Annotated in this window: 11 protein-coding genes; 4 read left to right on the forward strand and 7 right to left on the reverse strand. The window is 53.4% G+C overall.

What is annotated here, in order from left to right:
• Window positions 1–16 precede the first annotated feature (16 nt).
• The 4 genes from prpE to prpB all read right to left on the reverse strand — a co-directional run bounded on the left by prpE (window position 17) and on the right by prpB (window position 5,567).
• Window positions 17–1,903, reverse strand: a complete 1,887-nt coding sequence (gene prpE / locus OGV57_RS15895) for a propionate--CoA ligase (RefSeq protein ID WP_048233139.1) — start codon at window positions 1,901–1,903, stop codon at window positions 17–19.
• Window positions 1,904–1,943: 40 nt separating this feature from the next.
• Window positions 1,944–3,395, reverse strand: a complete 1,452-nt coding sequence (locus OGV57_RS15900; protein ID WP_016149668.1) for a bifunctional 2-methylcitrate dehydratase/aconitate hydratase — start codon at window positions 3,393–3,395, stop codon at window positions 1,944–1,946.
• 40 nt (window positions 3,396–3,435) lie between these two features.
• Window positions 3,436–4,605 carry a bifunctional 2-methylcitrate synthase/citrate synthase gene (gene prpC, locus OGV57_RS15905; protein WP_054528125.1) on the reverse strand — a complete coding sequence of 390 codons (1,170 nt, stop codon included), beginning with the start codon at window positions 4,603–4,605 and terminating at the stop codon, window positions 3,436–3,438.
• 80 nt (window positions 4,606–4,685) lie between these two features.
• The gene (prpB, locus tag OGV57_RS15910; protein WP_003021316.1) at window positions 4,686–5,567 is read right to left on the reverse strand and encodes a methylisocitrate lyase; all 882 of its coding nucleotides are present in this window, start codon (window positions 5,565–5,567) and stop codon (window positions 4,686–4,688) included.
• 252 nt (window positions 5,568–5,819) lie between these two features.
• Between prpB and prpR the strand changes: the two genes are divergently transcribed.
• A complete protein-coding gene (gene prpR, locus OGV57_RS15915; protein WP_048219553.1) occupies window positions 5,820–7,430 on the forward strand; it encodes a propionate catabolism operon regulatory protein PrpR in 1,611 nt (536 codons plus the stop codon).
• 32 nt (window positions 7,431–7,462) lie between these two features.
• Here prpR and yahO read toward each other — a convergent pair whose 3' ends face one another.
• Window positions 7,463–7,738 carry a DUF1471 family periplasmic protein YahO gene (gene yahO / locus OGV57_RS15920; RefSeq protein ID WP_003021310.1) on the reverse strand — a complete coding sequence of 92 codons (276 nt, stop codon included), beginning with the start codon at window positions 7,736–7,738 and terminating at the stop codon, window positions 7,463–7,465.
• Window positions 7,739–8,011: 273 nt separating this feature from the next.
• Between yahO and OGV57_RS15925 the strand changes: the two genes are divergently transcribed.
• From OGV57_RS15925 to OGV57_RS15935, 3 genes are all read left to right on the forward strand, one after another.
• Window positions 8,012–8,644 carry a LysE family transporter gene (locus OGV57_RS15925; protein ID WP_003838673.1) on the forward strand — a complete coding sequence of 211 codons (633 nt, stop codon included), beginning with the start codon at window positions 8,012–8,014 and terminating at the stop codon, window positions 8,642–8,644.
• Between the two features lie 79 nt (window positions 8,645–8,723).
• Window positions 8,724–10,112: a diguanylate cyclase gene (locus tag OGV57_RS15930; RefSeq protein ID WP_003847680.1), complete on the forward strand. Its 1,389-nt coding sequence runs from the start codon at window positions 8,724–8,726 to the stop codon at window positions 10,110–10,112.
• 219 nt (window positions 10,113–10,331) lie between these two features.
• On the forward strand, window positions 10,332–11,438 hold the full coding sequence (locus tag OGV57_RS15935; RefSeq protein WP_048233130.1) for a 4Fe-4S binding protein: 1,107 nt from the start codon (window positions 10,332–10,334) through the stop codon (window positions 11,436–11,438).
• Between the two features lie 73 nt (window positions 11,439–11,511).
• Here the strand turns inward: OGV57_RS15935 and OGV57_RS15940 are convergent, their stop codons facing one another.
• Window positions 11,512–12,405 (reverse strand): MurR/RpiR family transcriptional regulator, encoded by an 894-nt coding sequence (locus tag OGV57_RS15940; RefSeq protein ID WP_003021298.1) that lies wholly within the window; start codon window positions 12,403–12,405, stop codon window positions 11,512–11,514.
• A 2-nt stretch (window positions 12,406–12,407) separates the two neighbouring features.
• Window positions 12,408–13,355 (reverse strand): ABC transporter substrate-binding protein, encoded by a 948-nt coding sequence (locus OGV57_RS15945; protein WP_048233129.1) that lies wholly within the window; start codon window positions 13,353–13,355, stop codon window positions 12,408–12,410.
• Between the last annotated feature and the right edge of the window lie 10 nt (window positions 13,356–13,365).

A 13,365-nucleotide genomic window follows, 5' to 3' on the forward strand; every position in this document is an offset into this window, starting at 1 on the left:
CGGGCATCACACGATGTTACTCCTCGATCGCCTGACGGATTTGCTGCAGCGACGCGGGATCGTCAATGGTCGTCAGATCGCCGGGATCGCGGCCTTCGCAGATCGCCTGGATCGTCCGTCTGAGCATTTTACCGGAACGTGTTTTCGGCAACTGCGACACAAACCAGACGTGTGCCGGACGGCCAAAGTTGCCAATCTGGCTGTCCACCAGCGCCATAATCGCCTTCTCTTCCGAATGTGCGATGTCGCGATCTTCAAGGCTGTCGCTCTGTTTCGGAATAACAAACGCGACCGCTACCTGCCCCTTCAGCGCGTCCTTCACGCCGACTACCGCCACTTCCGCAACGTTCGGATAGCTGGAAATACTCTCCTCGATCTCGCGCGTCCCCAACCGGTGCCCTGCCACGTTTATCACGTCATCCGTACGCCCCAGAATGAAGTAATAGCCGTCAGCGTCACGAATGCCCCAGTCAAAGGTGGCGTACACCTGGCGAGAAAACAGCGACCAGTAGGTATTCACAAACCGCGCGTCATCCCCCCAGATAGTCTGGATACAGCCCGGCGGCAGCGGCCCTTCAATCACCAGCATGCCCTTCTCATTCGCCGCACAAGGTTCACCGGTCACCTCATTGAGCAGTTGTACGTTGTAGCCGTACATCGGCACGCCGGGACTGCCCAGACGCGACGGCCTGTCGTCCAGCCCGCGGGCAATTGCCATAATCGGCCAACCGGATTCGGTCTGCCAGTAGTTATCGATAACCGGGACGCCCAGCGTTTCCGTTACCCAACTGGCGGTTGGTTCGTCCAGCGGTTCCCCCGCCAGATACAACACCTCCAGCGAGGAGAGATCGTGATTACGGATTTGCGCGGTCGGGAATTTCTTCAGCACGCGGATGGCGGTCGGGGCGGAGAACATCCGGCAGACCTGATACTTCTCAACAATTTTCCACCATACACCACAGTCCGGATACGTTGGCAGACCTTCGTAAACCACCGTCGCCATCCCCGCCAGCAGCGGGGCATACACGATATACGAATGCCCAACTACCCAGCCGATATCCGACGCGCAGAAGAACACGCCGCCCGCTTTACCGCCGAAAATGGTGTCCATCGAGGTCGCCAGCGCGACCGCATAGCCGCCAACGTCGCGCTGGACGCCTTTCGGTTTACCGGTTGTCCCGGAGGTGTAGAGAATGCAGGACGTTTCGTTTGATTCCAGCCAGACAACTGGTACCCTCGTGCCGAGATGCTGTTGGCGCAGGGCGGCAAAGTCGAGGTCACGTCCCTCGACCCGCGCCATTTTCGCCAGACCGCGATCGACCAGCACCACATGACGCGGTCGGTGCTGCGCCTGTTCGATCGCATCATCGAGCAGCTTTTTATACGGCAGGATCTTGCCCCCGCGCGCCCCGGCATCCGCCGAGACGATAACCACCGGTCTGGCGTCGTCGATGCGCGCCGCCACGCTGTGCGAGGCGAAACCACCGAACACCACCGAATGAATTGCCCCAATGCGTGCGCAGGCCAGCAGCGTAATGTGCGCCTCGGCGATCATCGGCATATACACCAGCACCCGATCGCCACGCTGTACGCCCAGCGACAATAGCATCGCCGCCGCGACGTTCACTTCGTCATACAGCTGACGAAAGGTAAAAGTGCGTTCTTCTTCAGTTTCTGATGACACAGCAATCAGCGCCAGCGCGTCAGGCTGTTTCTCCAGCCAGCGGTCGATGGCGTTATGGCACAGATTGGTCGTGCCGCCGCAAAACCAGCGGGCAAACGGCGGGTTGCTGTGGTCCAGTGCCTTCGTATACGGCTGCTGCCAGTCAATACGCTGGGCCTGCTCGGCCCAGAACGACTCCGGTTGCGTTATGGAACGTTGATAAAACTCGCTATAAGACATAATGCTCTCCTGTTGAACTTACGCCTTGCTGCACGCTGGTTTAAATAATGAAGAGATCCATATACTCATTGACCGGCATCTGCTCCAGGCGAGTTCTGTCCAGGGAGACATCCAGGATGCGCTGCTGCTGACGGGTCGGGAACTGACGCGCCAGGTTGATTTTGAACTTCTCGACCAGCTTCGGCATGCCGTCAGTACGACGACGCGCATGGCCGATTGGGTATTCCACTACCACTTCTTCAAAGCGTGAGCCGTCGGTGAATTCCAGAGTGATGGCGTTGGCGATGGCGCGTTTTTCAGGGTCGTGGTAATCGGCGGTAAAGGCCGGATCTTCGAAGCAGTTGATCTTCTCGCGCAGTGCATCAATGCGTTTGTCCTGCGCCACGCCGTCTTCGTAATCTGCCGCCGTTAAGCGCCCGAACAGCAGCGGAATGGCCACCATATACTGGATACAGTGATCCCTGTCCGCCGGGTTATTCAGCGGGCCTTTTTTATCGATGATGCGGATACAGGCTTCGTGCGTACGAATGGTCACTTTTTCGATATCGGCAGCGGTCTTACCTGCGGCCTGTAGCTGCTCGTACAGCGTCATGGCCGCTTCTACCGCGGTCTGCGAGTGGAACTCGGCCGGGAAGGAGATTTTAAACAGCACGTTTTCCATCACATAAGAGCCGTACGGGCGCTGGAAGCGGAAAGATTCGCCTTTGAAAGAAACGTCATAGAAGCCCCAGGTTTTCGCCGTCAGCGCAGACGGATACCCCATCTCACCGGTTTTAGCCATCAATGCCAGACGTACCGCGCGCGAGGTCGCATCGCCTGCGGCCCAGGATTTACGCGTGCCGGTATTTGGCGCATGGCGATAAGTACGCAGCGACTGGCCGTCGACCCACGCCAGCGACACGGCGTTGAGAATTTCATCCCGGTTCAGGCCAAGCATCTCAGCGACCACCGCCGTGGAAGCCACTTTTACCAGCAGGACGTGATCGAGACCAACACGGTTAAACGAGTTTTCCAGTGCGATACAGCCCTGAATCTCATGAGCTTTGATCATCCCGGTCAGCACCGTTTTCATGGTCAACGGCGCTTTCCCCACCGCCACCGCATTACGCGACAGCCAGTCAGCCGTGGCCAAAATACCGCCGAGGTTATCAGAAGGATGACCCCACTCAGCGGCAAGCCAGGTATCGTTGAAGTCCAGCCAGCGGATCATCGCACCGATGTTAAACGCCGCCTGCACCGGGTCGAGCTGGAACTGGGTGCCAGGTACGCGCACGCCGTTCGGTACCACTGTACCTGGGACGACCGGCCCCAGCAGTTTTTTACAGGCCGGATATTCCAGCGCTTCCAGGCCGCAGCCTAAGGTATCAAGCAGGCAATAATGCGCAGTGTCATACGCCACCTTCGAGGTGATCTCGTAGTTCATGACGTAATCAACGATATCAACGATTTCACGGTCAAATTCGGGGCGGACGTTCGAAATATGTGCGGACATAGGGTACATTTCCTGTTTTTTATCTTTAGAGGTTTTTGAATTAGCAACGTTTTTCAATCGGGACAAATTCGCGATCTTCCGGGCCGGTATAGTTGGCGGAAGGACGGATAATTTTATTGTCCTGGCGCTGTTCGATGATGTGCGCCGCCCAGCCGGTGACGCGGGCGATAACAAACAGCGGGGTGAACATTTCGGTGGGAACGCCCATCATGTTGTAAGAGACCGCCGAGAACCAGTCGAGGTTGGGGAACATCTTTTTTGTTTCCCACATTACGTCTTCCAGACGGTCAGCGATGTTGTACATTTTCAGCGAACCACCTTCCTGAGAAAGCTGTTTCGCCACGCGCTTGATCACCTGATGGCGCGGGTCGGCGATGGTGTAAACCGGATGACCAAAGCCAATCACCACTTCTTTGTTTTCCACGCGTTTACGGATATCCGCTTCGGCTTCGTCCGGCGTTTCGTAGCGCTGTTGGATCTCCAGCGACACTTCATTCGCCCCGCCGTGTTTCGGTCCACGCAGTGCGCCAATCGCGCCGATAATCGCGGAATACATATCGGAGCCGGTCCCGGCAATCACGCGGCTGGTAAAGGTGGAGGCGTTAAATTCGTGCTCGGCGTACAGCACCAGCGAAATATGCATCGCTTTTTCCCAGCTTCGCGAAGGCTTTTCGCCATGCAGCAGGTGCAGGAAGTGACCGCCAATGGAATCATCGTCAGTTTCCGGCTGAATACGCTCGCCGTTATGGCTGTAGTGATACCAGTACAAAAGGATTGAACTGAGCGATGCCAGTAGCTTGTCGGCAATATCGCGCGCGCCGGAGACGGTATGACCTTCTTTTTCCGGCAGCGTACAGCCCAGCGCGGAGACGCCGGTGCGCATCACATCCATCGGATGCGAGGCAGCAGGCAGCGCTTCCAGCATGGTGCGTACGTTAGCAGGCAGTCCGCGCAGCGCTTTGAGTTTGCTTTTATAGGCGGTGAGTTCATCGCGGGTGGGTAATTTCCCGTGGATCAGCAGATGCGCGACTTCTTCAAATTCGCACTGCTGCGCCAGGTCGAGAATATCGTAGCCACGATAGTGCAGGTCGTTACCGCTTTTGCCTACGGTACACAGCGCGGTATTTCCGGCGGCAACGCCTGACAGCGCAACCGATTTTTTAGGTTTAATGACATGGGTACTATTTTGCAGGATCGTTGTGTCGCTCATGTTGTCCTCGTCATTTTTATAATATGTAGGGTACAAATTTATTGCCGGATGGCGGCTGTGCCTTATCCGGCCTACGACGGTTACTTTTTGCTATACAGCGCGTCGAGTTTCTCTTCGAACTGGTAATAATTGATGCTTTCGTACAGCTCGTTACGCGTCTGCATAATGTCGATCACGCTCTTTTGCGTTCCTTCCTGACGCAGCACGTTGTAAACCTTTTCCGCAGCGCGGTTCATAGCGCGGAAAGCCGACAGCGGATACAGCGCCATCGCGACGTTTGCGCTGCGCAGTTCATCGGTGGTGAACAGCGGCGTAGCGCCAAATTCGGTAATGTTGGCGAGGATCGGCACCTGCACCGCGTCGGCAAACTGGCGGTACATCGCAAGCTCGGTGATGGCTTCCGGAAACAGCATGTCCGCGCCTGCTTCGACGTACGCCTGGGCACGATCGATGGCTGCCTCTAACCCTTCCACCGCCAGCGCATCGGTCCGCGCCATGATGACAAAGTTGGGATCGGTACGTGCATCCACCGCGGCGCGGATCCTGTCGACCATCTCTTCTTTAGAGACGATCGCTTTGTTCGGGCGATGGCCGCAGCGCTTAGCGCCGATCTGATCTTCAATATGCAGCGCTGCAGCACCCGCTTTGGAAATCGACTTCACGGTACGCGCCACGTTGAAGGCTGACGATCCAAACCCGATATCCGCATCCACCAGCAAGGGCAGCGGGCAAACATCCGTAATGCGACGAATATCAGTCAGCACATCATCAAGGGTAGAAATACCGAGATCCGGCAGCCCCAGTGACCCCGCAGCGACGCCGCCGCCGGAGAGATAAATCGCCTGATACCCGGCACGTTGGGCCAGCAGAGCGTGATTGGCGTTGATGGTGCCCACGATTTGTAATGGATTTTCTTTGCTGAGCGCGGCGCGAAACGCCAGCCCTGGGGAGTGTAGAGACATATCCCGTCCTCTTGTTATCAACTTGTTAGCATTCGTTGATTTACTTAAAGCAAGGGGTATGCCAAAGACCTTAATTTTTAATTAATTTATAGATCTCCCTTAAAAAACAATACTTTAATATAAATTACTGTATCTTTGATGCACAAAAGCGTGTCAGCTATCGTTTCATGAAACGTTCCTTCACGTTTCATTGCAACATTTATGAAACACAACTAAACCCTAATACTCAGTTCCTTACTTTTTGGGTTGGTTATGGCTGATACGCATCTTCCACCGCGGGTGAACGACGACAAACCGGTTATCTGGACGGTTTCGGTCACGCGTCTGTTCGAACTGTTTCGCGACATCAGCCTGGAGTTCGACCACCTGGCGACCATCACCCCCATTCAGCTTGGTTTCGAAAAAGCGGTGGCGTATATCCGCAAAAAACTGGCTACCGAGCGTTGTGATGCCATTATTGCGGCGGGCTCCAACGGGGCGTATCTGAAAAGCCGTTTATCGATCCCGGTGATCCTGATTAAACCCAGCGGATTTGACGTGCTACAGGCGCTGGCAAAAGCAGGAAAGCTCACCTCGTCGATTGGCGTCATTACCTATCAGGAAACCATTCCTGCGCTTCTCGCCTTTCAAAAAACCTTTAATTTGCAGCTTGAACAGCGCAGCTATATCACCGAGGAAGATGCCCGCGGGCAAATCAACGAGCTGAAGGCTGGCGGCACGCAGGCGGTAGTTGGTGCGGGATTGATTACCGATCTGGCAGAAGAAGCAGGTATGACCGGCATCTTTATCTATTCGGCGGCCACCGTGCGCCAGGCCTTTGTCGATGCGCTTGATATGACCCGCCTGACGCTGCGTAGAAACGGTCAGTACGCTTCTGGCGATACGTTACGCACCCGCTACGCGCTCGGTGATATGCGCGGTCACTCTGCGCAGATGGAACAGGTGCGACACACCATTATGCTCTACGCCCGCTCGCGTGCACCGGTGCTAATTCAGGGTGAAACCGGTACGGGCAAAGAGCTGGCGGCACAGGCCATTCACCGTGAGTTTTTCACTCGTCAGGAGAATCGGCGCGGTAAACCCTCGCCGCCGTTTGTTGCCGTCAACTGCGGAGCAATCACCGAATCATTGCTGGAAGCGGAGCTGTTCGGCTATGAAGATGGCGCCTTTACCGGCTCTCGTCGGGGAGGACGCGCGGGCCTGTTTGAAATTGCTCATGGCGGAACCCTTTTTCTTGATGAGATAGGCGAGATGCCGCTGCCGTTACAAACCCGGCTGCTGCGCGTACTGGAAGAAAAAGAGGTCACCCGAGTCGGTGGGCATCAGCCTATTCCGGTCGATGTCCGGGTGATTAGCGCCACACACTGTAATCTGGAGCAGGAGATGAAACAGGGGGAGTTTCGTACCGATCTGTTTTATCGCCTGAGCATTTTACGCCTCAAGCTGCCGCCGCTACGCGAGCGGTTGCCCGATATCCTGCCGCTGGCGGAAGGTTTTTTAAAACAGTCGCTGGCAGAACTGGATGTGCCGTTTTCTGAGCCAGTACGCAAGGGGCTGAGTTTAAGTCAGCCGACGTTACTGAATTATGGCTGGCCGGGGAATATCCGCGAACTGCGTAATATGATGGAGCGCCTGGCGCTATTTTTAAGCGTCGAGCCGCAGCCGGAGCTGAATGTGGATTTTTTACAACAGCTATTACCAGAACTGGCCATTGTTGCAAACTCACCACAATCATCGTCATTGCTGACGCCGCAGCAGGTGTTGGCACAATTCAATGGTGATAAAACCGCGGCGGCACGCTATCTCGGAATTAGCAGAACCACGTTCTGGCGCAGATTAAAAGAAAACCCGCCGGTACAATGACCGACGGGAATCGTGATTTTTACAGCAGCGTATTATTTTTTCTTGTAGATATTGGCTGTGCCATGGATTTTATTATCCGTTTGACCGGAAGTTAATACCACAACATCGGCACCTTTCTCTTCGGCTTTCTTCAGCAGTTCTTCTTTGGCATCTGCGACAGAAACTTCATTGCTCGTTGAGATATCACCGATTTTTGTGTACTGCGACTCAACCTTTTCAAACTCAAGCTTTGTCATAAACTCCGCGGCATATGCGTTGGTCACGACAAAAGCTAACGCACCAATAAGTACTTTAATTCCAGTTTTCATAGACCAGCTCCAGGTTTTGTTATGACGCCATCATCGATCCCTGAACATGAGATAACGCGATTCAAGGATGATTAATAACTAGTCCAGCCTGGATAAAAAATCCACACTCAGCAGAAATATATAGGAATTTTGCAGCGCAGAAAAAACCGGCCGTCGAGTATCAGCACATCAACCAGATCAAAGTTTCAATAGCCAGTGTGAGTTGATCCTCAGAACAGCCAGCTCGCTGAAATTATAGTGTTAACTTTATGAATATTTGAGGAATGGTTGTCTATGGAACCGCTACACGCCGTCATGCTCACCGTCAGCCTGTTTGTTTTAACCTTTTTTAACCCCGGCGCAAATCTGTTCGTAGTGGTACAAACTAGCCTGGCATCCGGACGACGCGCAGGTGTGATGACCGGTCTGGGGGTCGCCTTAGGTGATGCGTTTTACTCCGGCCTTGGGCTTTTTGGTATGGCAACGCTAATCACCCAGTGTGAAGAGATATTTTCATTGATTAAGATTGTCGGCGGCGTCTATCTGCTGTGGTTTGCCTGGAACAGCATCCGCCATCAGGCCACACCGCAAATGCCCACGCTACAGCAGCCGATTTCCGCCCCCTGGTATGTATTTTTCCGCCGAGGATTACTAACGGATTTATCGAACCCGCAAACCGTACTGTTTTTTATTAGTATCTTCTCGGTCACCTTAAGCGCAGACACACCTACGTGGGCCAGACTGATGGCCTGGGCAGGTATTGTGTTGTCTTCCGTTATCTGGCGTATTTTTCTCAGCCAGGCATTTTCTTTGCCTGCAGTGCGACGGGCGTATGGTCGCATCCAATGCGTTGCCAGCCGAATCATTGGCGCAATAATAGGTGTCTTCGCGCTCAGGCTTATTTATGAGGGTATTAGCCATCGATAAAAGAGTTTAACTTGACCATCGTGAGGTAATTGTCCGTAATACTGCCTGAATTTTTAATCGCATGTTGAGTGGCAGCGAGATGGAACAGATTGAACCGGTAAACGACACATTACTCCTTACAGAATGGCAGGCGCTGATACGACAAACATCGCCTGACGTTCACACGCTCCTCACATCGTTAAGCGATGAAGAGATCCACCATTTAGTGACCGTTTTTTATGACTATATGCTCTCACATGCCCAGAGTGCATTGTTCCTCAATACAGAACAGGTCAGTACCCGCCTCAGCGGCAGTATGTTTGACTGGTTACGCAGCGTGCTCGGCAGCGCGCACGAAGATCTCTCACAGCTGCTGGCCAAACAACGCAAAATTGGCGTAGTGCATGCCCGTATCGGTCTGCCCATCGATCTGGTGAACCGCGGCGCGCGTAAGCTCAAAGATGAGCTGTATCGGGTGTTGAAAACCAAAGCTGACGACTCGTCTTCCCTGCTGAGCAATGCTATCTGTTTCAGCAGTCTGGCAATGGATACTGCGCTGGAGGCCATGACCGTCTCCTATTCCCCAAGCTACCAAAACTCCCTGCATACACAAGAGCAGTATCGTCTGCAGACTATTTACGATGACGTTAACGTCGAGCGCGAACGGCAAATCCGTTCGTTTACCGACTGGGAAAACCAGTTTATCTATAACATTGCCACCGGAATGCCTTTCGGTGAAATGGTGTTTCTGGCGAACTCTGATTTTGGTATGTGGTTCTCGCATAAGGGAAAACATATTCTTGGCAACAGCAATTTGCTCAAAGAAATGGAATCACTGATTGCAGAGATCGACACCCGTCTGACGACAACCCTGTCACCTCAGCATCAGCCCACAGAACCCGAGCGGATGAGCTTATTACAGGATGTTCGCCAGCTGTCGGCAAAAATCCATTTCCTGCTCGCTTCAATGTTTGAGGCGCTGGTTAAGCAGGAAAATGGTAAAGATTCGCTGACCCAGTTGCTTAATCGCCGCTTTATTCCGACCATCATGCGACGTGAAATCTCGCTGGCGTTACATGCGCGTAAGCCTTTTAGCCTGGCGATGCTGGATATCGACTACTTCAAGCAAATTAACGATAACTTCGGGCATAATATCGGCGATCTGACGCTCAAAAATGTCGCAGCGGTCATTTATGAACATATCCGTAGCAGCGATTACGTGTTCCGCTACGGTGGTGAAGAATTTATGATTCTGCTCGTCGAGTCAGATGAATCGCAGGCCAGTATTATTCTGGAAACGCTGCGCATGAAAATTGCTGAGATGCGCATGGCAGCCTCTGCGACAGAAACGTTTTCTATTACCGTCAGTATCGGTATTGCCGAATATGATTATCATCCCGACTACAAACAGCTGGTTGATAAAGCCGATCGCGCACTTTATCTGGCAAAAAGTAATGGTCGCGACCGCGTTGAGGTTTATCAGGAATAACCATTGCCCTGCAGAGAAATAAATACCCCGTTCAGGGTATTTATCTGGCTTGCGATAAATATCGAGCTGTTATTTTGATTCAGGCATATTTGCATGATGAAAATAACAGCCACGTAATAAGATGCAAATCAAATACACCAAATCTAAATAGCGCTAGCATATCCCGGTGATAACGCCTTCTGAATGCAGAAGGGGAAATATGAGGGATAGTATAAAATCATGAATGGGAAGAAGAGAACGCGCTGGCAGCGCCGTCCTGGCACGATCGGAGGCAAACTGCCGTGGAATGACTGGCGAAATGCCAGCAGTTGGCGAAAAGCCACCCAGTTTCTCCTGCTGGCTATTAATATTTATATTGGCGTAACGTTCTATTACTGGGTCCGCTATTTCGAAACCGCCGGCACCAGCGTCTATATTCCAAGGCCTGGTGGTATTGAGGGATGGCTACCGATCGCGGGCTTGATGAATATCCGCTATACGCTGGAGACTGGTTTTCTTCCTCCTATCCATGCCGCCTCCATGCTGCTGTTAGTTGCGTTTATCCTGATTAGTCTGTTGTTAAAAAAAGCCTTCTGTTCGTGGTTATGTCCAGTGGGCACACTGTCCGAACTGCTCGGCAATCTGGGGAAAAAAGTCTTTGGTCGCAACTTCACGCTGCCGCGCTGGCTGGATATCCCGCTGCTCAGTCTGAAGTATCTGTTGCTGAGTTTCTTTTTGTATATCGCCCTGTCGATGCCTGCACAGGGGATTCAGTATTTTCTAATGTCGGCCTATGGCATGATTATCGACGTGAAGATGCTCGATTTCTTTCGCCATATTGGCCCCGCTACGCTCATCTTTGTTGTCGTTATCAGCGTCCTGAGCCTGTTTATTCGCAATGCCTGGTGCCGTTATCTGTGCCCTTATGGCGCGCTGCTCGGCCTGTTCTCGCTATTCTCGCCGTTTAAAATCCGCCGTAACGCAGACAGTTGCATCGACTGCGGAAAATGCGCGAAAAACTGCCCGTCGAATATCCCTGTCGACAGACTGATTCAGGTGCGTACCGTGGAATGCACTGGCTGCATGACCTGCGTTGAATCCTGCCCGGTAGCCTCAACGCTGAGCTTTTCACTGCAGACTCCGCCTGGAGCACAATCAGGGCATAGCGCAGCGCCGACACCATGGTGGCGACAAGGTAGGTTATCAGGGTGGACAATGACGCTACTGCTGCTCGGTATTCTGTTTGCCGCCGTAGGTTATGCGGTGTACGCCAACGTCTGGCAGACGCCGGTGCCGGATCATATGTATTTCCAGCTGATCCCGAAGGCCAGAATGATCGGCCATTAATGGTTTGAACTGTCTGCATTTATGCCGGGTGGCGACGACACCCTACCCAGCCTACAAAGCGGATATCACCGGTTTATTTCTTCGCCCCGGATTTACCAATGCCCCGATACAGTTCGTTAATCCGCTTCACGGATTTAATTGATCGCTGCGGCGCAGTGGAAGCGACAGACAGCACAATCATTTCCAGACACACCAACACCGTACCGTGGAGCGGCATTTTCCCATTCTCGCCGCCGCGCGGCACGTTAATCACCACATCCGCTTCTTTACTAAAACGGGAGTCCAGCGCGTTCGTCAGTAAAATAACCGGGACACCCAACCGCCTGGCCTCGCGAATGGTCGTCAGCCCTTCACGATGCGGAGATTTCTGCGCCATCATGATCAGCACATCTCCACGCTGCAATGCGATCAGTTGCTCCGCGAGGTTAATCCCAGTGCGATTAAATGCTACCGCAGGCAGGCCAATACGGCTGAGCAGACGAACGGTATAATCCGCCAATACGCCGGATGCGCCGATACCAAAAATTCCCACCTGACGGGCTTCTACCAGTAATGCCACCGCCTGGGCAATTGCATAGCGGTTTTGCGGTGTAGAAAGCGCTTCGCAGGTACGCTGATGCCCCTGCAAGACAAAATCAATACTGGAATTAACATCGCAAGAGAGCGTATTCACCGTGGTGGTCATCTTCTCTTCTGAGGTCACGCCAGGGCCAAACCAGTGTTCAATGGTCTGCTTTAAATCGCGCAACCCGGCAAACCCCAGCGCCTGAATTGCCCTGACCACCGTCGCGTCAGATGTTTGCGTGGCGGCAGCGATTTCTATCGCTGTAAACTCCAGCACCACTTCGCGGTTTTCGTTGATATAACGCGCCACGGCCTGCATACGTGGCGAGAGTAAATGCGCCCGGGCGCGAAAACGGTCACCATAGACATCAATACGGTTTTTGGCTTTTTTCGCCGTCAGCATGGTTATTTAGCCTCCGGTAGCCATCGTCCGGCGATGTGCGTTTGCACCTGCGCCACCATCAGACTGAGCGAGGCATAGGAATTAGATATCGCCTCTTCACGGGAGAGTAAAACGTAATGTCCGCGCTGGCAGGCGGTCAGGAACTCACACCAGCCAGGCATCACCGCATCCATCGCCGCGATTTCATCCTGCGGTTTACCGCCGGTATCGCCACGCCAGGTCGCGAAGACAAAATCGGCATCCAGTTCAGGCAGACGTTCCGCACTGACATCAATGCGCCCACCCGGCGGAATACTGTCGATAATCTTCGGGAAAGTGAAACCAGCATCGCGTAAAACTCGCCCCAGGGAATGATAGGTGTGCAACGCATTGATTTTGCCCTGATTGGCCTGTATTACCGCCACAGAGATGTGCTGCGTATCGACCGTCCGCTTGAGCTGGGCTATTTCTTCACGGTAGCGCCGTTCCAGCAATGCCAGCCGGTTCTGCGTACCGGTAAGCTGCGCCAGCTTGCGGTAGATTTCCGGCGCACCGCCATCAAGATGATCGATGCTGACCGTCGGCGCTATTTTTTCCAGTTGCTCAATCGGCGTGTTACGGCTGGGTTCGGTGATAATTAAATCCGGTTTTGCCGCCACAATGGCTTCAATATCAATGTCTGCCGTACCGATATACGTCATGTTCGAATTATCAAAATCCACGCCGGTCAGCAGCACGCCGGAGCGTAAAAAATGGCTGCCATCCGGGCGCGTTCGGCCATGACTGGCCACCGGAGGCACGCCAAGTTCGATCAGCGGAATAGTGATGTCGAGATCGTGCAATGACACAATACGCTGCGGATGCAGCGGCACGTTCACCACTCGCCCGAGATCGTCAGTAAATGACTGAACAGGCACTGCCGCCTGGACGGTGCAGCCGACCAGCAGCAGCAATGAAAAGATTAAACGCATATACCCTCTT

The sequence above is a fragment of the Citrobacter sp. Cf087 genome, from assembly GCF_030334285.1.
Taxonomy (GTDB): domain Bacteria; phylum Pseudomonadota; class Gammaproteobacteria; order Enterobacterales; family Enterobacteriaceae; genus Citrobacter; species Citrobacter freundii.